The 20,060-nt window shown below is 56.9% G+C and carries 17 protein-coding genes and 2 tRNA genes; 18 read left to right on the forward strand and 1 reads right to left on the reverse strand.

Annotated elements, in window-relative coordinates; genetic code table 11:
• The first annotated feature begins 84 nt into the window (after positions 1 to 84).
• From carB to GBC55_RS13295, 3 genes are read left to right on the forward strand one after another with little or no spacing between them, the layout of a single operon-like run.
• Positions 85 to 3,306, forward strand: a complete 3,222-nt coding sequence (gene carB / locus GBC55_RS13285) for a carbamoyl-phosphate synthase large subunit (protein ID WP_162437900.1) — start codon at positions 85 to 87, stop codon at positions 3,304 to 3,306.
• Positions 3,303 to 3,779: a transcription elongation factor GreA gene (greA, locus tag GBC55_RS13290; RefSeq protein WP_010463507.1), complete on the forward strand. Its 477-nt coding sequence runs from the start codon at positions 3,303 to 3,305 to the stop codon at positions 3,777 to 3,779. The genes carB and greA overlap by 4 nt, the downstream gene beginning before the upstream one ends.
• 49 nt (positions 3,780 to 3,828) lie before the next feature.
• Positions 3,829 to 4,212 (forward strand): MFS transporter, encoded by a 384-nt coding sequence (locus GBC55_RS13295; RefSeq protein WP_162437921.1) that lies wholly within the window; start codon positions 3,829 to 3,831, stop codon positions 4,210 to 4,212.
• A 9-nt stretch (positions 4,213 to 4,221) separates the two neighbouring features.
• Here the strand turns inward: GBC55_RS13295 and GBC55_RS13300 are convergent, their stop codons facing one another.
• The gene (locus tag GBC55_RS13300) at positions 4,222 to 4,530 is read right to left on the reverse strand and encodes a YhbY family RNA-binding protein (RefSeq protein ID WP_162437901.1); all 309 of its coding nucleotides are present in this window, start codon (positions 4,528 to 4,530) and stop codon (positions 4,222 to 4,224) included.
• Between the two features lie 105 nt (positions 4,531 to 4,635).
• Here GBC55_RS13300 and rlmE point away from each other — a divergent pair, with 105 nt between their 5' ends.
• The 15 genes from rlmE to pnp all read left to right on the forward strand — a co-directional run bounded on the left by rlmE (position 4,636) and on the right by pnp (position 19,936).
• The gene (gene rlmE / locus GBC55_RS13305; RefSeq protein WP_020299918.1) at positions 4,636 to 5,265 is read left to right on the forward strand and encodes a 23S rRNA (uridine(2552)-2'-O)-methyltransferase RlmE; all 630 of its coding nucleotides are present in this window, start codon (positions 4,636 to 4,638) and stop codon (positions 5,263 to 5,265) included.
• Positions 5,266 to 5,467: 202 nt separating this feature from the next.
• Positions 5,468 to 7,378: an ATP-dependent zinc metalloprotease FtsH gene (gene ftsH / locus GBC55_RS13310; protein ID WP_162437902.1), complete on the forward strand. Its 1,911-nt coding sequence runs from the start codon at positions 5,468 to 5,470 to the stop codon at positions 7,376 to 7,378.
• An 8-nt stretch (positions 7,379 to 7,386) separates the two neighbouring features.
• Entirely contained in the window at positions 7,387 to 8,238 is an 852-nt protein-coding gene (gene folP / locus GBC55_RS13315; RefSeq protein WP_162437903.1) for a dihydropteroate synthase, read from the forward strand.
• A gap of 16 nt (positions 8,239 to 8,254) precedes the next feature.
• Positions 8,255 to 9,592, forward strand: a complete 1,338-nt coding sequence (gene glmM / locus GBC55_RS13320) for a phosphoglucosamine mutase (RefSeq protein WP_162437904.1) — start codon at positions 8,255 to 8,257, stop codon at positions 9,590 to 9,592.
• A gap of 66 nt (positions 9,593 to 9,658) precedes the next feature.
• Positions 9,659 to 10,414 carry a triose-phosphate isomerase gene (gene tpiA / locus GBC55_RS13325; RefSeq protein WP_162437905.1) on the forward strand — a complete coding sequence of 252 codons (756 nt, stop codon included), beginning with the start codon at positions 9,659 to 9,661 and terminating at the stop codon, positions 10,412 to 10,414.
• 4 nt (positions 10,415 to 10,418) lie between these two features.
• Positions 10,419 to 10,802 (forward strand): preprotein translocase subunit SecG, encoded by a 384-nt coding sequence (secG, locus tag GBC55_RS13330; protein WP_017336473.1) that lies wholly within the window; start codon positions 10,419 to 10,421, stop codon positions 10,800 to 10,802.
• A 22-nt stretch (positions 10,803 to 10,824) separates the two neighbouring features.
• Positions 10,825 to 10,910, forward strand: a tRNA-Leu gene (locus GBC55_RS13335).
• Between the two features lie 96 nt (positions 10,911 to 11,006).
• Positions 11,007 to 11,083 (forward strand) — tRNA-Met (locus tag GBC55_RS13340).
• Between the two features lie 139 nt (positions 11,084 to 11,222).
• On the forward strand, positions 11,223 to 11,681 hold the full coding sequence (gene rimP, locus GBC55_RS13345) for a ribosome maturation factor RimP (protein WP_010463487.1): 459 nt from the start codon (positions 11,223 to 11,225) through the stop codon (positions 11,679 to 11,681).
• Between the two features lie 47 nt (positions 11,682 to 11,728).
• Entirely contained in the window at positions 11,729 to 13,210 is a 1,482-nt protein-coding gene (gene nusA, locus GBC55_RS13350; protein ID WP_162437906.1) for a transcription termination factor NusA, read from the forward strand.
• Between the two features lie 27 nt (positions 13,211 to 13,237).
• On the forward strand, positions 13,238 to 15,766 hold the full coding sequence (gene infB / locus GBC55_RS13355; RefSeq protein WP_162437907.1) for a translation initiation factor IF-2: 2,529 nt from the start codon (positions 13,238 to 13,240) through the stop codon (positions 15,764 to 15,766).
• A gap of 159 nt (positions 15,767 to 15,925) precedes the next feature.
• Complete coding sequence (rbfA, locus tag GBC55_RS13360; RefSeq protein WP_162437908.1) at positions 15,926 to 16,327, forward strand: 30S ribosome-binding factor RbfA; 402 nt, start codon at positions 15,926 to 15,928, stop codon at positions 16,325 to 16,327.
• 3 nt (positions 16,328 to 16,330) lie between these two features.
• Positions 16,331 to 17,248, forward strand: coding sequence for a tRNA pseudouridine(55) synthase TruB (gene truB / locus GBC55_RS13365; protein ID WP_162437909.1), 918 nt, complete (start codon positions 16,331 to 16,333; stop codon positions 17,246 to 17,248).
• Positions 17,249 to 17,365: 117 nt separating this feature from the next.
• Positions 17,366 to 17,635, forward strand: a complete 270-nt coding sequence (gene rpsO / locus GBC55_RS13370; RefSeq protein ID WP_003176135.1) for a 30S ribosomal protein S15 — start codon at positions 17,366 to 17,368, stop codon at positions 17,633 to 17,635.
• Between the two features lie 195 nt (positions 17,636 to 17,830).
• Positions 17,831 to 19,936: a polyribonucleotide nucleotidyltransferase gene (pnp, locus tag GBC55_RS13375; protein ID WP_162437910.1), complete on the forward strand. Its 2,106-nt coding sequence runs from the start codon at positions 17,831 to 17,833 to the stop codon at positions 19,934 to 19,936.
• Positions 19,937 to 20,060 lie beyond the last annotated feature (124 nt).

The raw sequence follows: 20,060 nt of genomic DNA on the forward strand, positions 1-20,060 counted from the left end.
GTCCCGAGATCGGCGGCCCCCTCAAGTTTCACAGATTGAACAAGACGGCTTGCCGACTGACCTGCGGATTTGAGTGACAAACCCATGCCAAAACGTACAGACATAAAAAGCATCCTGATTCTCGGCGCTGGCCCGATCGTTATCGGCCAGGCCTGTGAATTCGACTACTCCGGCGCCCAGGCCTGCAAAGCCCTGCGCGAGGAGGGTTACCGCGTCATCCTGGTGAACTCCAACCCGGCAACCATCATGACCGACCCGGACATGGCCGACGCCACGTACATCGAGCCGATCAAGTGGCAGACCGTTGCCAAGATCATCGAGAAAGAGCGCCCGGACGCGCTGCTGCCGACCATGGGTGGCCAGACCGCTCTGAACTGCGCACTGGACCTGGAGCGCGAAGGCGTTCTGGAGAAGTTCGGCGTAGAGATGATCGGCGCCAATGCTGACACCATCGACAAGGCAGAAGACCGTTCGCGCTTCGACAAGGCAATGAAATCCATCGGTCTGGATTGCCCGCGTTCCGGTATCGCCCACAGCATGGAAGAGGCCAATGCGGTTCTCGAGAAGCTTGGCTTCCCGTGCATCATTCGTCCGTCCTTCACCATGGGCGGCACGGGTGGCGGCATCGCTTACAACCGTGAAGAGTTCGAAGAAATCTGCGCCCGTGGTCTGGATCTGTCGCCGACTAAAGAGCTGCTGATCGACGAATCCCTGATCGGCTGGAAAGAGTACGAGATGGAGGTTGTCCGCGATAAGAAAGACAACTGCATCATCGTCTGCTCCATCGAAAACTTTGACCCGATGGGCGTGCACACCGGTGACTCGATCACCGTTGCGCCAGCACAGACCCTGACGGACAAGGAATACCAGATCATGCGTAACGCCTCTTTGGCGGTACTGCGTGAGATCGGCGTGGAAACCGGCGGCTCCAACGTCCAGTTCGGCATTTGCCCGGACACTGGCCGTATGGTTGTCATCGAGATGAACCCGCGTGTATCCCGCTCTTCGGCGTTGGCCTCGAAAGCCACCGGTTTCCCGATTGCGCGTATCGCGGCCAAGCTCGCGATCGGCTACACCCTGGACGAGTTGCAGAACGAAATCACCGGCGGCGCTACTCCAGCGTCCTTCGAGCCGTCCATCGACTACGTCGTGACCAAGCTGCCACGCTTCGCCTTTGAGAAATTCCCGAAAGCCGACGCGCGCCTGACCACTCAAATGAAGTCGGTGGGTGAAGTCATGGCCATCGGCCGGACTTTCCAGGAATCCCTGCAAAAAGCCCTTCGCGGTCTGGAAGTGGGTGTCTGCGGCCTGGACGAGAAGCTCGACCTGAGCAACCCGGAAAGCATGAGCATCCTTAAACGCGAACTGACCGTGCCGGGTGCCGAGCGTATCTGGTACGTGGCTGACGCCTTCCGCGCGGGCCTGTCGGTCGAAGATATCTTCGGCATGAACATGATCGATCCGTGGTTCCTGGTGCAGATCGAAGATCTGATCAAGGAAGAAGAGAAGGTCAAGACCCTGGGTCTGGCCAGCATCGACCGCGACTTGATGTTCCGCCTCAAGCGCAAAGGCTTCTCGGACATGCGTCTGGCCAAGCTGCTGGGTGTAACCGAGAAAAACCTGCGTCGCCACCGTCACAAGCTGGAAATTTTCCCGGTCTACAAGCGCGTTGACACCTGCGCGGCCGAGTTCGCCACTGACACTGCTTACATGTACTCGACTTACGAGGAAGAGTGCGAGGCCGCACCAACGGGCCGTGACAAGATCATGATCCTGGGTGGCGGTCCTAACCGCATCGGCCAAGGCATCGAGTTCGACTATTGCTGCGTACACGCGGCACTGGCCCTGCGCGCCGACGGTTACGAGACCATCATGGTCAACTGCAACCCGGAAACCGTCTCCACTGACTACGACACCTCTGATCGCTTGTACTTCGAACCAGTCACCCTGGAAGACGTGCTGGAAATCGTTCGCGTCGAGAAGCCAAAAGGCGTGATCGTTCAGTACGGCGGCCAAACCCCGCTGAAACTGGCGCGTGCCCTGGAAGAGGCCGGCGTGCCGATCATCGGTACCAGCCCTGACGCTATCGACCGTGCAGAAGACCGCGAGCGCTTCCAGCAGATGGTTGAACGCCTGAACCTTCGTCAGCCACCGAACGCTACCGTGCGCAGCGAAGACGAAGCGATTCGTGCTGCCAGCAAGATCGGGTATCCGTTGGTGGTTCGTCCGTCCTATGTACTGGGCGGCCGCGCGATGGAAATCGTGTACGAAGAAGAAGAGCTCAAGCGCTACCTGCGTGACGCGGTGAAAGTGTCCAATGACAGCCCGGTGCTGCTGGACCACTTCCTGAACTGCGCCATCGAAATGGACGTCGATGCAGTTTGCGACGGCACCGATGTGGTGATCGGCGCGATCATGCAGCACATCGAGCAGGCCGGCGTTCACTCCGGTGACTCCGCGTGCTCCCTGCCGCCTTACTCGCTGCCTGGCCATATCCAGGACGAGATGCGCGAACAGGTCAAGAAAATGGCTCTGGAACTGGGCGTTGTCGGCCTGATGAACGTTCAGCTGGCGCTGCAGGGCGAAGACATCTATGTCATCGAAGTCAACCCGCGCGCTTCCCGCACCGTACCGTTCGTGTCCAAGTGCATCGGTGTTTCCCTGGCCATGATCGCAGCCCGTGTGATGGCCGGTAAGACCCTGAAGGAAATCGGTTTCACCAAGGAAATCATCCCGAATTTCTACAGTGTGAAAGAGGCAGTGTTCCCGTTTGCCAAATTCCCTGGTGTGGACCCGATCCTGGGCCCAGAGATGAAGTCCACTGGTGAGGTGATGGGTGTCGGCGACACCTTCGGCGAAGCATTCGCCAAGGCCCAGATGGGTGCCAGCGAAGTGCTGCCGACCGGCGGTACTGCGTTCATCAGCGTGCGTGACGACGATAAGCCGTTGGTTGCAGGCGTAGCCCGTGATCTGATCAACTTGGGCTTCGAAGTGGTTGCCACCGCCGGCACTGCCAAGCTGATCGAAGCCGCAGGTCTGAAAGTGCGTCGTGTGAACAAGGTGACCGAAGGTCGTCCTCACGTGGTCGACATGATCAAGAATGACGAAGTCACGCTGATCATCAACACGACTGAAGGTCGTCAGTCGATTGCTGATTCGTACTCCATTCGTCGTAATGCCTTGCAGCACAAGATCTACTGCACAACCACCATTGCTGCTGGCGAAGCCATCTGCGAAGCGCTCAAGTTCGGTCCCGAGAAGACCGTGCGTCGCTTGCAGGATCTACACGCAGGATTGAAGGCATGATCAAATATCCAATGACTGTCCAGGGCGCCAAAGCCCTGGAAGAAGAACACGCTCACCTGACCAAGGTCGTCCGTCCGAAGCTCAGCCAGGACATCGGTACGGCCCGCGAGCTGGGTGACTTGAAGGAAAACGCCGAATACCACGCTGCTCGCGAGCAGCAGGGGATGGTCGAGGCGCGGATCCGGGACATTGAAGGCCGGATTCAGAATCAGGTCATCATCGATGTCACGACTATTCCTCACACCGGCAAAGTGATTTTCGGCACCACCGTTGAGATTGCCAACGTCGAGACTGATGAAAGCGTCACTTACCACATCGTTGGTGAAGACGAGGCTGACTTCAAGCTGGGCAAGATTTCGGTGGGTTCGCCGCTGGCCCGAGCCTTGATCGCCAAGGAAGAGGGTGATGTGGTTGCGGTAAAAACGCCCGGTGGCGTTATCGAGTACGAGATTGTCGAAGTACGCCACATCTAAAAGAAGGCGCCCGCTACGTGCGGGCGCTGTTCTTTGGCAGCTGACCCAGATGCTTTGGGTTGGCGGCCTGTGGCTGTTGCATATCGGCCTGCTGCCGGTGCTGGGGCAAATTGGCTTGGCACCGCTGTTGATTGATGAAATTGCAGGCGTGTTGAACGGGCTGTTGGTCGCTTTTGCCACAGCTTGTGTGATTTTTCAGGCTTTGGTGCTGGTTCAGGCCGAGGGCCTTGCCAGTCTATGGCGCGATATTCGCGGGCAACTGCTGATGATAGCGTTCTACGCGTGCGGGATGTTTTTCGCGGTACGCTTCGGATGGCCGGATGCCGTGCGTTGGCAGGTTTTCAGCTATCTGGTGCTAGGTTTTTCCGGGCTTGTGCTGGTTTTACAGCCGGTGCCGGGATGGAGTGGCAGGGTGCGCGAAGCACACCCCTGACCCTTGCCATCACTTGAAGCGATGAACGTTCGACAGCTGCTTGTTGACGCTGAAGTTCTTGCGGTAAATCAGTGCCATCTTGCCGATGACCTGAACCAAATCGGCTTTGCCGACCTTGCAGAGTTCTGCAATGGTCGCCAGGCGCGATTCGCGATCGAGGATGTTGAGCTTGATTTTGATCAGCTCGTGATCCGCCAAAGCGCGTTCAAGTTCGGCTAACACACCTTCAGTCAAACCGTTGTCAGCCACGATCAAAACCGGTTTCAGATGGTGGCCAATGGATTTGTACTGTTTCTTCTGCTCTTGAGTGAGCGGCATAATCTGACCCCTGCGTCTGATCTTGTAAAAAGCGGCGGCCAGTTTACCCGAGCGAGTCCGGGACCGCCCAGTTAATCACGACCCGTTTTATTTTCGAGGTGGCCCGTGGCCCGTTCCAAGACAAGCCTTAAGTGGCTGCAAAGACATGTTAATGATCCCTATGTGAAGCAGGCGCAGAAGGATGGTTACCGTTCGCGTGCGAGTTACAAGCTTCTGGAGGTTCAGGAGAAATACAAACTGATCCGTCCAGGTATGAGCGTTGTCGACTTGGGAGCGGCGCCCGGCGGCTGGTCGCAGGTCACTAGTCGGCTGATCGGTGGTCAGGGGCGTCTGATAGCCTCGGACATCCTGGAAATGGACAGCATTCCGGATGTGACTTTCATCCAGGGTGACTTCACCCGGGACGACGTGCTCGCTCAGATCCTTGAAGCCGTGGGTAATTCGCAGGTGGACCTTGTGATTTCCGATATGGCCCCCAATATGAGTGGTACGCCTGAGGTGGACATGCCAAAGGCCATGTTTCTATGTGAGCTGGCTCTTGATTTGGCAGCTCGGATTCTCAAGCCGGGTGGTAATTTCGTGATCAAGGTGTTCCAGGGCGAAGGGTTTGATGCTTACGTGAAGGACGCTCGTCAGAAATTCGACAAGGTCCAGATGATCAAGCCGGACTCTTCCCGCGGCAGCTCCCGTGAGCAATACATGCTGGCTTGGGGCTACCGCGGCCGTAGTGAGTAAATCGCAGTTTTTTAGCGGGTCGATAGGATTTTCGTATTTCGCCCCGTGAGCATTAGCGAATATTGTGTAGAAAGTGTTTCACAAAGGGTTACAGACGGCGCCTGCCAGAGCCGTAGGTAATGTAGTAAGTTAGGCCGGTGAATATCATGCGAAGCGCGCGCCATTAGCGGAGCTTGCTTCAGAGGGTAGTTAATTGAACGATATGGCAAAGAATCTGATCCTGTGGTTGATCATCGCGGCTGTCCTGGTGACAGTGATGAACAACTTCTCCAGCCCTAACGAGCCGCAGACCCTCAACTATTCCGACTTCATCCAGCAGGTCAAGGATGGCAAGGTCGAGCGCGTAGCGGTTGACGGCTACGTCATTACCGGTAAGCGCAGTGATGGCGACAGCTTCAAGACCATTCGTCCTGCAATCCAGGACAACGGTCTGATTGGCGACCTCGTGGACAACCATGTGGTCGTTGAAGGCAAGCAGCCTGAGCAGCAAAGCATCTGGACTCAGCTCCTGGTGGCGAGCTTCCCGATCCTGGTGATCATCGCCGTGTTCATGTTCTTCATGCGCCAGATGCAGGGTGGTGCGGGAGGCAAGGGCGGTCCGATGAGCTTCGGCAAGAGCAAGGCGCGCCTGCTCTCCGAAGATCAGGTGAAAACCACTTTGGCTGACGTTGCCGGTTGCGACGAAGCCAAGGAAGAAGTCGGCGAGCTGGTCGAGTTCCTCCGTGACCCGGGCAAGTTCCAGCGTTTAGGCGGTCGCATTCCTCGCGGTGTGCTGATGGTGGGTCCTCCTGGTACTGGTAAAACCTTGCTGGCCAAAGCGATTGCCGGTGAGGCCAAAGTGCCGTTCTTCACCATTTCCGGTTCCGACTTCGTCGAAATGTTCGTCGGTGTAGGCGCAAGCCGTGTCCGTGACATGTTCGAACAAGCCAAGAAGCACGCTCCTTGCATCATCTTCATCGATGAAATCGACGCCGTTGGTCGCCATCGTGGCGCTGGTATGGGCGGCGGTCATGATGAGCGTGAGCAGACTCTCAACCAGTTGCTGGTAGAGATGGACGGCTTTGAAATGAATGACGGTATTATCGTCATCGCCGCAACCAACCGTCCTGACGTTCTGGACCCTGCGCTGCTGCGTCCGGGCCGTTTCGACCGTCAGGTCGTGGTCGGTTTGCCGGATATCCGCGGTCGTGAGCAAATTCTCAAAGTCCACATGCGTAAAGTGCCAATGGGTGACGACGTCGCTCCAGCGGTTATCGCTCGTGGTACTCCTGGTTTCTCCGGTGCTGATCTGGCCAACCTGGTAAACGAAGCGTCGTTGTTTGCTGCTCGTACTGGCAAGCGCGTCGTTGAGATGAAAGAGTTCGAGCTGGCTAAAGACAAGATCATGATGGGCGCTGAGCGCAAATCCATGGTCATGTCCGAGAAAGAGAAGCAGAACACCGCTTATCACGAAGCGGGCCACGCCATCGTTGGTCGCGTCGTGCCTGAGCACGACCCGGTTTACAAGGTGTCGATCATTCCGCGCGGTCGTGCGTTGGGTGTGACCATGTTTCTGCCCGAAGAAGATCGTTACAGTCTGTCCAAGCGAGCATTGATCAGCCAGATCTGTTCGCTGTACGGCGGTCGTATTGCCGAAGAGATGACACTTGGGTTCGACGGTGTTACCACCGGTGCCTCCAATGACATCATGCGTGCCAGCCAGATTGCACGGAATATGGTGACCAAGTGGGGTCTGTCCGAAAAGCTGGGTCCGTTGATGTATGCCGAAGACGAGGGTGAAGTATTCCTCGGTCGTGGCGGTGGCGGTCAGAGTGCAAGCTTCTCCGGTGAGACTGCCAAACTGATCGACTCCGAAGTGCGTAGCATCATTGACCAGTGCTACGGCACCGCCAAGCAGATCCTCACGGATAACCGTGACAAGCTTGATGCGATGGCTGATGCACTGATGAAGTACGAGACGATCGATGCTGAACAGATCGATGACATCATGGCGGGTCGTACGCCTCGCGAACCTCGCGACTGGTCTGGTGGCACCGGGACTTCCGGAACACCTCCGGTAGTGCAGGGCGAGCGTCCTGAAACACCGATCGGCGGTCCTGCTGCTGACGTTTAAGGTTTGAAATGACTTTTGTTCAGTCCTCAACCCGGTTGCCTTGCGGCAACCGGGTTCTTGATTTGGCCCAGACGCATGTCATGGGCATTCTCAACGTGACTCCTGACTCCTTTTCTGACGGCGGCCAATATAGCCAGCTGGATGCGGCCTTGCGCCACGCTGAGGCGATGGTGGTCGCGGGTGCAACACTGATCGATGTGGGTGGCGAGTCTACGCGGCCAGGTGCCAGAGCGGTGTCGCCACTCGAAGAGCTTGAGCGCGTGGCATCTGTCGTCGAGCGAATACATCGCGAGCTGGATGTGATCATCTCGGTTGATACTTCCACGCCTGCGGTCATGCGCGAAACAGCGCGACTTGGGGCGGGGTTGATCAACGATGTGCGTTCATTGCGACGGGATGGGGCTCTTGATGCGGCTGCGGACACCGGTCTTCCGGTCTGTCTGATGCATATGCTCGGGGAGCCTGGTGACATGCAGGATGATCCGCAGTATCAGAACGTAACCCAGGAGGTGGGAGCGTTTCTGGCTGAGCGAATGGTTCAGTGTGCGCGGGCTGGAATTCCGTCCGAACGGATCATTCTCGACCCGGGATTCGGCTTCGCCAAAACCCTGCAGCACAATCTAAGCTTGTTTAAGCACATGGAAGCTCTGCATGCCTTGGGGCGCCCCCTGCTGGTCGGGGTTTCGCGCAAAAGCATGATTGGTCAGGCGCTGAATCGTCCGGTCGGGGAGCGCCTGTTTGGCGGTCTTGCGCTCGCGGCGCTGGCTTCGACCAAGGGGGCGCGTATATTGCGCGTCCATGACGTAGCTGAAACAGTTGATGTAGTGCGGATGATCGCCGCAGTGGAATCAGCCGAATAAGAATGATGGAGCACTTATGACTAAGAAATATTTTGGCACCGACGGCATTCGCGGTCGGGTCGGTGAATACCCGATCACTCCTGACTTCATGCTCAAGCTCGGTTGGGCCGCGGGCATGGCGTTTCGCAAAATGGGCGCCTGCAAGGTGCTCGTTGGCAAGGACACGCGGATCTCCGGTTATATGTTCGAGTCTGCTCTCGAGGCCGGTTTAACGTCCGCAGGTGCTGACGTGATGCTGCTTGGCCCGATGCCAACTCCAGCCATCGCTTACCTGACACGTACATTTCATGCTGAGGCGGGTATCGTGATCAGTGCTTCGCATAATCCCCACGATGACAACGGCATCAAGTTTTTCTCGGGGAAAGGCACCAAGCTGCCGGACGAAGTCGAGCTGATGATCGAAGAGCTGCTGGACACTCCGATGACCGTGGTTGAGTCGAGCAAGATTGGCAAGGTGTCGCGGATCAACGATGCGTCGGGTCGCTACATCGAGTTCTGCAAGAGCAGTGTTCCGACTGGCACCAGCTTTGCTGGCTTGAAGATCGTGATTGATTGCGCTCACGGTGCGACCTACAAGGTGGCCCCCAGCGTTTTCCGCGAGCTTGGGGCTGAAGTTGTCGTCCTTTCTGCTCAGCCGAACGGCCTGAACATCAATGACAATTGCGGTTCGACCCATATGGGCCAGCTTCAGGCTGCTGTATTGGCCGAGCATGCCGACCTGGGTATTGCCTTTGATGGTGATGGTGATCGAGTTCTGATGGTCGATCACACAGGTGCAATTGTCGACGGTGATGAATTGTTGTACATCATCGCTCGCGATTTGCATGAGCGCGGCAAGTTGCAGGGCGGCGTAGTTGGAACATTGATGAGTAACCTGGGCCTGGAGTTGGCCTTGGCTGATTTGTCCATTCCCTTTGTTCGCGCCAATGTCGGTGATCGCTACGTCATCGCAGATCTGTTGGAGCGTAATTGGCTGGTGGGTGGTGAGAATTCGGGGCATATCGTCTGCTTCAGTCACACTACTACCGGTGATGCGATTATTGCCGCATTGCAGGTTCTGATGGCGCTGAAGAGACGCTCGGAAGGTCTGGCTCAAGCTCGTCAGGCATTGCGTAAGTGCCCTCAGGTGCTGATCAACGTGCGTTTTGGCGGCGGTGCGAATCCACTTGAGCATCCATCAGTTAAAGAGGCCAGTGAGGCTGTCACCCAGGCAATGGCAGGTCGTGGGCGGGTGCTGTTGCGCAAGTCTGGTACTGAGCCTTTGGTGCGCGTCATGGTCGAAGGTGAGGACGAAACACAGGTTCGTGGCTACGCCGAAGAACTGGCAAAACTGGTAACTGAAGTTTCTGCCTGATTTCGGCTTGCCAGCCATGATTGTCTTGGGTAACATCTGCGCCCACTTTGACCGACGAGGTACAGCATGCGTCGCCCTTTGGTAGCTGGTAACTGGAAGATGCACGGTACCCGCGCCAGCGTCGCTGAGCTGATCAACGGCCTACGTAATCTGGCCTTGCCGAGCGATGTTGATGTTGCGGTTTTCCCGCCTTGCTTGCATATCAACCAAGTGGTTGATGGTTTGAAAGGTCGGCCGGTCATGATCGGCGCGCAGAACTCTGCGGTGGAATCCATGCAAGGTGCGTTGACCGGTGAGGTTGCACCGAGTCAGTTGGTGGATGCAGGTTGTTCCCTGGTCCTTGTTGGGCATTCCGAGCGCCGCCAGATAATGGGTGAGCAGGACGGAATGCTGATCCGCAAGTTTGCGGCGGCACAGGCTTCCGGCTTAATTCCGGTGTTGTGCGTAGGGGAAACTCTCGAGCAGCGCGAAGCCGGCAAAACTCTTGATGTTGTCGGGCGTCAGCTGGACAGCATCATTGACGAGTTGGGTGTCGAGGTGTTTGCAAAAGCAGTAATTGCTTATGAGCCGGTCTGGGCCATTGGTACCGGGCTGACTGCTTCGCCGCAACAAGCGCAGGATGTGCATGCAGCCATTCGCGCTCAGTTGGCGGCAAAGAATTCTGAGGTCGCACAAGGTGTGCGGCTTCTATACGGCGGCAGCGTGAAGGCGGCCAATGCGGTCGAACTGTTCGGCATGCCGGATATCGATGGGGGGCTCATTGGTGGGGCTTCCCTGAATGCAGATGAGTTCGGTGCGATTTGTCGCGCCGCGGGAAACTGAAAAAATGCTGGAAACAGTCGTAGTCGTTTTTCATCTGCTGGGTGCATTGGGCGTAGTTGCTCTGGTTTTGCTGCAGCAGGGTAAAGGTGCGGATGCTGGTGCGTCTTTCGGTGCAGGTGCTTCAAATACTGTGTTCGGAAGCCAAGGTTCCTCTACCTTTCTTAGTAAGTTTACTGCTATACTTGCCGCAGGTTTCTTCATAACCAGCTTAGGGTTAGGTTACTTTGCTAAAGAGAAAGCTCATCAGCTGACTCAAGTAGGTTTGCCAAATCCAGCAGTGTTGGAAGTTCCAAAGCAACAACCGGCTTCTGATGATGTACCGGTGCTTCAAGAGCAAAAGTCGGCTACTCCAGCGACTGACGTGCCTCCAGCTCAAGAGCAAAAGTAAGAAGGGTTTCACACGTAGTATTGCCGAGGTGGTGGAATTGGTAGACACGCAACCTTGAGGTGGTTGTGCCCATAGGGTGTAGGGGTTCGAGTCCCCTTCTCGGTACCAATTATCAGGAGAGCCCGCTGTTGCGGGCTTTCTTGTAGGTGGAAGGTTACATTGACCCTGTCAGGGATCGGTCGTATACTTCCGCCCCAGCTTTGTCGCGGGGTGGAGCAGTCTGGTAGCTCGTCGGGCTCATAACCCGAAGGTCGTCGGTTCAAATCCGGCCCCCGCAACCAGTTTAAGGAGCCCCTTTTCAGGGGCTTTTTGTTAGCTGGACACTTTATAACGCCGCTGTTCGACGGCGTTTCAAGGATGGGCGTTTCGCCCATTTTTTTATTTTGCATAGCATGCACATACATGCACGAGGGGGTTCAGGTGTCGAGCAAGCTAGAAGAGTTGCAGGCCTTGCTGGCCCCGGTGGTCGTGGCCCTAGGCTATGAATGCTGGGGTATTGAGTTTTCGGCTCAAGGTCGCCACTCAATGTTGCGCGTTTATATCGATAAAGAGGGCGGTGTGCTGGTGGACGATTGTGCCATTGTCAGCCGTCAGATCAGCGGTGTCCTGGATGTTGAAGATCCGATCGCTGTGGAGTACACCCTAGAAGTTTCCTCGCCTGGCATGGAACGCCCGCTGTTCACTATTGAGCAGTTTGCAAAATTTGCCGGTGAACAAGTGAAGATCAAGCTGCGCTCGCCTTTTGAAGGTCGACGCAACTTTCAGGGCCTTCTGCGCGGTGTAGAAGAGCAGGACGTCGTGGTGCAGGTTGAAGACCATGAGTTCCTGTTGCCGATCGATATGATCGACAAGGCCAACATTATTCCCAGTTTTGACTGAGACGCGGATCCCGCGGATCCAATGGCTTGCGAAAGGCGAGGCGTACGATGAGCAAAGAAGTACTGCTGGTTGTTGAGTCGGTATCCAATGAAAAGGGCGTACCGGCAAACGTAATTTTTGAAGCGCTGGAGCTGGCTCTGGCCACTGCTACCAAAAAGCGTTTCGAGGACGAAGTCGATCTGCGTGTGGAAATCAATCGCCACACGGGCGCTTACGAGACATTCCGTCGCTGGACGGTCGTCGAAGAAGACGACCTGGACGATCCGGCGATCGAAACCTGGCCGAGCAAGGTTGCAGAAACGCATCCTGGTGCTCAGGTCGGTGACGTAGTCGAAGAAAAGATTGAATCCATCGAGTTCGGCCGCATTGCTGCACAGACTGCGAAGCAAGTCATCGTGCAGAAAGTTCGCGAAGCCGAGCGCGCTCAAGTCGTTGATGCCTACCGCGAGCGCCTGGGAGAAATCATCTCCGGCACCGTGAAGAAAGTCACCCGCGACAACGTGATCGTCGACCTGGGCAACAACGCTGAAGCGCTGCTGGCTCGTGAAGACATCATCTCCCGCGAGACTTTCCGGGTTGGTGTGCGCCTGCGTGCACTGCTGAAGGAAATCCGCACCGAGAACCGCGGCCCGCAGCTGATCCTGTCGCGTACCGCGCCGGAAATGCTGATCGAGTTGTTCCGCATCGAAGTGCCGGAAATCGCAGAAGGCCTGATCGAAGTAATGGCTGCGTCCCGTGACCCGGGTTCGCGCGCCAAGATCGCAGTCCGTTCCAAGGACAAACGCATTGACCCGCAGGGCGCTTGCATCGGTATGCGCGGTTCGCGCGTCCAGGCAGTGTCGGGCGAGTTGGGCGGTGAGCGTGTGGATATCGTCCTGTGGGATGACAACCCGGCTCAGTTCGTAATCAATGCAATGTCGCCGGCTGAAGTGGCGGCAATTATCGTTGACGAGGATGCCCATGCAATGGACATCGCCGTTGGCGCAGACAATCTGGCTCAGGCCATCGGTCGCGGTGGTCAGAACGTGCGTCTGGCTAGCCAGTTGACTGGCTGGACCCTGAACGTGATGACCGAATCGGACATCCAGGCTAAGCAGCAAGCAGAAACCGGCGACATCCTGCGCAACTTCATCGACGAGCTGGAAGTCGACGAAGACCTGGCGCAGGTGCTGGTAGATGAAGGCTTCACCAGCCTGGAAGAGATTGCCTACGTACCGTTGGAAGAAATGCTCAACATCGACGGCTTTGACGAAGAAACCGTCAACGAGCTTCGCGCTCGTGCCAAGGATCGTTTGTTGACCAAAGCCATCGCTACTGAGGAAAAGCTGGCAGACGCCCATCCGGCCGAAGACCTGCTCTCGCTTGAGGGTATGGACAAGGATTTGGCGATGGAACTGGCGGTGCGCGGCGTAATTACCCGCGAAGACCTGGCCGAGCAGTCTATTGACGACCTGCTCGACATCGACGGCATTGACGATGATCGTGCCGGCAAGTTGATCATGGCCGCCCGAGCCCATTGGTTCGAGTAATTAGGCGCGGCCTGAGGAGAGAAGTGCATGACGCAAGTCACGGTGAAACAACTGGCCGATGAGGTCAAAACACCGGTAGAGCGCCTGTTGCAGCAGATGCGTGAGGCAGGTCTGCCGCACACCGCCGCCGAAGAACATGTGACTGACAGTGAGAAGCAATCTTTGCTGACTCACTTGAAAAGCAGCCACAAGGCGAAAGTGGAAGAACCACGCAAGATCACGCTGCAGCGTAAAACCACCAGCACCCTGCGTGTTGCTGGCAGCAAAAGCATCAGCGTTGAAGTACGCAAGAAGAAAGTCTTCGTACAGCGCAGCCCGGAAGAAATCGAAGCCGAGCGCAAACGCGAACTGGATGAACGTCGCGCAGTAGAAAATGCTGCACGTCAGAAGGCTGAAGAAGAAGCCAAGCGTCGCGCCGAAGAAGAAGCGCGTCGCCAGCCTGCTGGTACGCAAGCTACTGCTAACGACGCTGTCGCAGCGCCTGCTGCGGCAGTCGAGCCAGTGCGTGAAAGCGCGCCGGTTGTGGCTGCTGCTCCAGCACCGTCTGCTGACGTTCGCAACAAGCAGAACGAACAGCGCCGTCCGGACAAACCACGCGCCGACGATAACAATCGTCGTGGCAGTGGCGATGGCGAGCGCAAAAACGCTCCACATCGTGCTTCGGTCAAAGAGAAAGCGCCTGCTCCACGTGTTGCGCCACGTACTACCGACGAAGAAAGCGATAGCTTCCGTCGTGGTGGTCGCGGCAAGGCCAAGCTGAAGAAACGCAACGCTCACGGTTTCCAGAGCCCAACCGGCCCTGTCGTGCGTGATGTGCAGATCGGCGAGACCATCACTGTTGGCGATCTCGCCAATCAGATGTCGGTCAAGGCTGCTGAAATCATCAAGTTCATGTTCAAACTGGGAACTCCAGCGACCATCAACCAGGTGCTTGATCAGGAAACTGCTCAGCTGGTAGCCGAAGAACTGGGCCACAAAGTGACCCTGGTCAGCGACACCGCCCTGGAAGATTCCTTGGCCGAGTCCCTGAAGTTTGAAGGTGAGACGTTCTCCCGTGCACCAGTCGTGACCGTAATGGGCCACGTCGACCACGGTAAGACGTCGCTGCTCGACTACATCCGTCGTGCCAAGGTAGCTGCTGGCGAAGCCGGTGGTATCACTCAGCACATTGGTGCATACCACGTTGAAACCGAACGCGGCATGGTCACGTTCCTCGATACCCCAGGTCACGCCGCGTTTACCGCAATGCGTGCCCGTGGTGCCAAGGCGACTGACATCGTGATTCTGGTAGTTGCAGCGGACGACGGCGTGATGCCGCAGACCATTGAAGCTGTCCAGCACGCCAAGGCCGCTGGTGTTCCGCTGGTTGTTGCAGTGAACAAGATCGACAAGCCGGGCGCCGATCTCGATCGCATCCGCAGCGAACTGTCGGTTCACGGCGTGACCTCGGAAGAGTGGGGCGGCGACACCCCGTTCGTATCGGTTTCGGCGAAAGTCGGTACTGGCGTGGACGAGTTGCTCGAAGCTGTCTTGCTGCAAGCTGAAGTTCTCGAACTGAAAGCAACCCCATCGGCCCCAGGTCGCGGTGTTGTGGTTGAATCGCGTCTCGACAAAGGTCGCGGCCCGGTTGCAACCGTTCTAGTTCAAGACGGTACCCTGCGCCAAGGCGACATGGTGCTGGTCGGTTCGAACTATGGCCGTGTACGTGCCATGCTCGACGAGAACGGCAAGCCAATCAAGGAAGCCGGTCCGTCCATCCCTGTCGAGATCCTCGGCCTGGACGGTACCCCGGACGCTGGCGACGAGATGAGCGTGTTGTCCGACGAGAAGAAAGCCCGTGAAGTGGCTCTGTTCCGTCAAGGCAAGTTCCGCGAAGTCAAGTTGGCTCGCGCTCACGCCGGCAAGCTGGAAAATATCTTCGAAAACATGGGTCAGGCAGAGAAGAAGACGCTCAACATCGTCCTCAAATCCGACGTCCGTGGTTCGCTGGAAGCGTTGAACGGTGCCTTGAACGGCCTGGGTAACGACGAAGTGCAAGTGCGTGTTGTCGGTGGCGGTGTCGGTGGTATCACCGAGTCCGACGCCAACCTGGCACTGGCCTCCAACGCTGTACTGTTCGGCTTCAACGTGCGTGCCGATGCTGGCGCTCGCAAGATCGTCGAGCAGGAAGGTCTGGATATGCGTTACTACAACGTGATCTACGACATCATCGAAGACGTCAAGAAAGCCCTCACCGGTATGCTGGGCAGTGATGTTCGCGAGAACATCCTGGGTATCGCTGAAGTCCGTGACGTGTTCCGCTCGCCGAAGTTTGGCGCGATCGCCGGTTGCATGGTTCTCGAAGGTGTTGTTCACCGTAACCGTCCAATCCGTGTACTGCGTGAAGACATCGTTATCTTCGAAGGCGAGCTGGAATCCCTGCGCCGCTTCAAGGATGACGCTTCCGAAGTACGTGCCGGCATGGAATGCGGTATCGGCGTGAAGAGCTACAACGACGTCAAAGTCGGTGACAAGATCGAAGTCTTCGAGAAGGTTCAGGTTGCTCGCAGCCTCTAACTCGCGCACTTCAAGGGCCACGCCGAGCCGCCGCATGCAGATGCGCGGTCAGGCGTCAGGACTCTAAACGCAACGCCCGGTCTGGCTTCTGTCAGGCCGGGCGTTTGCCGCTTTCAGACCACACGGGTTTCACCGTGGGGCAGTAACAGGTAACAAGACATGGCAAAAGAATACAGCCGTACCCAACGTATCGGCGATCAGATGCAGCGTGAGCTGGCACAGCTGATCCGTCGTGAAGTCAAAGACCCACGCGTAGGCCTGGTGACTATTACCGCTGTTGAAGTCAGCCGTGACGTCGGTCACGCCAAGATCTTCATCACCGTGATGGGCCAGGACAACGCCGAAGACATCGCACAGAGCATCAAGGTGCTCAACTCCGCTGCCGGCTTCCTGCGTATGCAGCTAGCGCGTGAAATGAAGCTGCGCAGTGTTCCGCAGTTGCACTTCCACTACGACGAAAGCGTCGTGCGTGGCGCGCATCTGTCGGCCTTGATCGAGCGTGCGGTGGCTGAAGACAGTCAGCGCCCGGAAGCGGCTGAACCCGAAGACGCCAAGGAGTAATCGGTGGCTCAGGTCAAACGTATCCGTCGTAACGTCAGCGGCATCATCCTGCTCGACAAGCCGTTGGGCTTCACTTCCAACGCGGCGTTGCAGAAGGTTCGCTGGTTGCTGAACGCCGAGAAGGCCGGTCATACCGGCAGCCTCGATCCGCTGGCCACTGGCGTGTTGCCGTTGTGCTTCGGTGAGGCGACGAAGTTTTCGCAGTACCTGCTTGATTCCGACAAGGCCTATGAAACTCTGGCGCAGTTGGGCAAAACCACCACGACGGCGGATGCCGAAGGTGAGGTTTTGCAGGAGCGCCCGGTGACCGTTGGTCGCGCCGATGTCGAAGCGGCACTGCCGAATTTTCGTGGACAAATCAGTCAGATACCGCCGATGTACTCGGCACTCAAGCGTGATGGCCAGCCGCTGTACAAGCTGGCTCGTGCAGGCGAAGTAGTGGAGCGCGAACCGCGTTCTGTTACTATTGCGCGCTTGGAATTGCTGGCCTTCGACGGTGATACTGCGCGGCTGGCAGTGGATTGCAGCAAAGGCACCTATATCCGCACCCTGGTGGAGGATATCGGCGAGCAACTCGGTTGTGGCGCTTACGTTGCAGAATTGCGACGTACCCAGGCCGGGCCGTTCACGCTGGCGCAGACGGTTACGCTTGAAGAGCTGGAAGCCGTACACGCCGAAGGCGGCAACGAAGCGGTAGATCGCTTCCTCATGCCATCGGACAGCGGTCTGCTGGATTGGCCGCTGTTGCAGTTCTCGGAGCACAGCTCGTTCTACTGGCTTAACGGCCAGCCAGTACGCGCCCCGGATGCACCGAAGTTCGGCATGGTACGGGTACAGGATCACAACGGTCGCTTCATCGGAATCGGTGAAGTGAGCGAAGACGGGCGCATCGCGCCGCGTCGACTGATTCGGTCAGAATGACCGGACGAGGGTGGCTGTTAACAGGCACGGTCACTACTCATTTTTAGATACAGGGATTTGTCCCTGGCCTGTTGAAGCTGTTTCTTTGAAACAGTTTCCTGATAAAAGGATTGCCTCATGGCTCTCGACGTTCAAGAAAAAGCTCAAATCGTAGCTGACTACCAGCAAGCTGTTGGTGACACTGGTTCGCCAGAAGTGCAAGTTGCACTGCTGACCCACAACATCAACAAGCTGCAAGGTCACTTCAAGGCCAACGGTAAAGATCACCACTCCCGTCGTGGTCTGATCCGCATGGTAAACCAGCGTCGTAAGCTGCTGGACTACCTGAAAGGCAAGGATCTGGGTCGTTATCAGGCTCTGATCGGTCGCCTGGGTCTGCGTCGCTAATAAGCGATTGCGCTAGAGGTTGGTTGTCTGTCGTACGTCAGTGGGATTCCCGCTGGCGCATGGCAGGCTCCCAGCCTCAAGTTTTATCTGGATACACGTTTTACCCTGGACAGGCGTTGGGCCGATTCCCGACATTGCCCAAGAATTTCGCAAGAAGACAAGTTCCCCAAGAGCCACAAAAGAAGGTAGGACACCGTGAACCCGGTAATCAAAAAATTCCAGTTCGGTCAGTCGACCGTTACTCTCGAGACTGGCCGTATCGCCCGTCAGGCCTCCGGCGCAGTATTGGTCACCGTTGACGACGACGTCAGCGTGTTGGTAACTGTAGTCGGCGCCAAGCAAGCCGATCCAGGCAAGGGCTTCTTCCCTCTGTCCGTTCACTACCAGGAAAAAACTTACGCTGCCGGTAAGATCCCTGGCGGTTTCTTCAAGCGTGAAGGCCGTCCTTCCGAGAAAGAAACCCTGACTTCCCGACTGATCGACCGTCCGATCCGTCCGCTGTTCCCAGAAGGCTTCATGAACGAAGTGCAGGTTGTCTGCACCGTCGTTTCCACCAGCAAGAAAACCGATCCGGACATCGCTGCGATGATCGGTACCTCGGCTGCACTGGCCATCTCCGGTATTCCTTTCGATGGCCCGATCGGCGCTGCCCGCGTTGCTTTCCACGAAAGCACCGGCTACCTGCTGAACCCGACTTACGAACAACAGAAAGCTTCGAGCCTGGACATGGTCGTTGCCGGTACGTCGGAAGCCGTGTTGATGGTTGAATCGGAAGCCAAAGAGCTGACCGAAGACCAGATGCTGGGCGCGGTACTGTTTGCTCACGACGAGTTCCAGGTTGTGATCAACGCTGTTAAAGAACTGGCTGCCGAAGCTGCCAAGCCGACCTGGACCTGGGCTCCACAGCCTGAAGCCACTGCTCTGCTGGGCGCTATCCGTGCCGAGTTCGGCAATGCGATCTCCCAGGCTTACACCATCACCATCAAGGCCGACCGTTACGCTCGCCTGGGTGAGCTGAAGGATCAGGTTGTTGCCAAGCTGTCCGGTGAAGAAGGCCAGCCTTCTTCCAGCGAAGTCAAAGCCGCTTTCGGCGAAATCGAATACCGCACCGTTCGCGAAAACATCGTAAACGGCAAGCCACGTATCGATGGTCGCGACACCAAGACCGTACGTCCTCTGAACATCGAAGTCGGCGTTCTGCCAAAGACCCACGGTTCGGCGCTGTTCACCCGTGGCGAAACCCAGGCCCTGGTCGTTGCAACGCTGGGTACTGCCCGTGACGCGCAGCTGCTGGACACCCTGGAAGGCGAGAAAAAAGACCCGTTCATGCTGCACTACAACTTCCCTCCGTTCTCGGTAGGTGAGTGTGGTCGCATGGGTGGCGCTGGTCGTCGCGAAATCGGTCACGGCCGTCTGGCCCGTCGTTCGATTGCCGCCATGCTGCCTGCTGCCGACGTGTTCCCGTACACCATCCGTGTTGTGTCGGAAATCACCGAGTCCAACGGTTCGAGCTCCATGGCTTCGGTCTGCGGCGCTTCCCTGGCCCTGATGGATGCCGGCGTTCCGATGAAGGCACCGGTTGCCGGTATCGCCATGGGTCTGGTTAAAGAAGGCGAGAAGTTCGCCATCCTGACCGACATCCTGGGTGACGAAGACCACCTCGGCGACATGGACTTCAAAGTAGCCGGTACCGCCAAAGGTGTTACCGCGCTGCAGATGGACATCAAGATCAAGGGCATCACCGAAGAAATCATGGAAATCGCTCTGGGCCAAGCCCTGGAAGCGCGCCTGAATATCCTCGGTCAGATGAACCAGATCATTGGTCAGTCCCGTACCGAACTGTCGGAAAATGCTCCGACCATGATCGCGATGAAAATCGACACCGACAAAATCCGTGATGTTATCGGTAAAGGCGGCGCGACCATTCGTGCGATCTGTGAAGAGACCAAGGCTTCGATCGACATCGAAGACGACGGCTCGATCAAGATCTTCGGCGAAACCAAGGAAGCTGCTGAAGCTGCACGTCAGCGCGTTCTGGGCATCACCGCAGAAGCTGAAATCGGCAAGATCTACGTGGGTAAGGTTGAGCGCATCGTCGACTTCGGCGCATTCGTCAACATCCTGCCAGGCAAGGACGGTCTGGTTCACATCTCGATGCTGAGCGACGCTCGCGTTGAAAAAGTGACCGACATCCTGAAAGAAGGCCAGGAAGTGGAAGTACTGGTACTGGACGTGGACAACCGCGGCCGTATCAAGCTGTCCATCAAAGACGTAGCAGCAGCCAAGGCATCGGGCGTTTAATTACCCCCTTCGCTTGAAAGCTTCAACGTTGTAAAAAATGCCCCGTAGTGAAAGCTGCGGGGTTTTTTTTGCCCTGTAGAAAAAGGTCAAAAGATCTTTGTAGCGCCGTCAGTTGCCTGACCCC

It is taken from the genome of Pseudomonas sp. TNT3 (assembly GCF_010095445.2).
Taxonomy (GTDB): Bacteria; Pseudomonadota; Gammaproteobacteria; order Pseudomonadales; family Pseudomonadaceae; genus Aquipseudomonas.

Bases quoted from the DNA above. Each gene is read 5' to 3' on its own strand.
- carB (WP_162437900.1), top strand. From the start codon at position 85: ATGCCAAAACGTACAGACATAAAAAGCATCCTGATTCTCGGCGCTGGC.
- greA (WP_010463507.1), top strand. From the start codon at position 3,303: ATGATCAAATATCCAATGACTGTCCAGGGCGCCAAAGCCCTGGAAGAA.
- GBC55_RS13295 (WP_162437921.1), top strand. From the start codon at position 3,829: ATGCTTTGGGTTGGCGGCCTGTGGCTGTTGCATATCGGCCTGCTGCCG.
- GBC55_RS13300 (WP_162437901.1), bottom strand. From the start codon at position 4,530: ATGCCGCTCACTCAAGAGCAGAAGAAACAGTACAAATCCATTGGCCAC.
- ftsH (WP_162437902.1), top strand. From the start codon at position 5,468: ATGGCAAAGAATCTGATCCTGTGGTTGATCATCGCGGCTGTCCTGGTG.
- folP (WP_162437903.1), top strand. From the start codon at position 7,387: ATGACTTTTGTTCAGTCCTCAACCCGGTTGCCTTGCGGCAACCGGGTT.
- glmM (WP_162437904.1), top strand. From the start codon at position 8,255: ATGACTAAGAAATATTTTGGCACCGACGGCATTCGCGGTCGGGTCGGT.
- tpiA (WP_162437905.1), top strand. From the start codon at position 9,659: ATGCGTCGCCCTTTGGTAGCTGGTAACTGGAAGATGCACGGTACCCGC.
- secG (WP_017336473.1), top strand. From the start codon at position 10,419: ATGCTGGAAACAGTCGTAGTCGTTTTTCATCTGCTGGGTGCATTGGGC.
- nusA (WP_162437906.1), top strand. From the start codon at position 11,729: ATGAGCAAAGAAGTACTGCTGGTTGTTGAGTCGGTATCCAATGAAAAG.
- infB (WP_162437907.1), top strand. From the start codon at position 13,238: ATGACGCAAGTCACGGTGAAACAACTGGCCGATGAGGTCAAAACACCG.
- rbfA (WP_162437908.1), top strand. From the start codon at position 15,926: ATGGCAAAAGAATACAGCCGTACCCAACGTATCGGCGATCAGATGCAG.
- rpsO (WP_003176135.1), top strand. From the start codon at position 17,366: ATGGCTCTCGACGTTCAAGAAAAAGCTCAAATCGTAGCTGACTACCAG.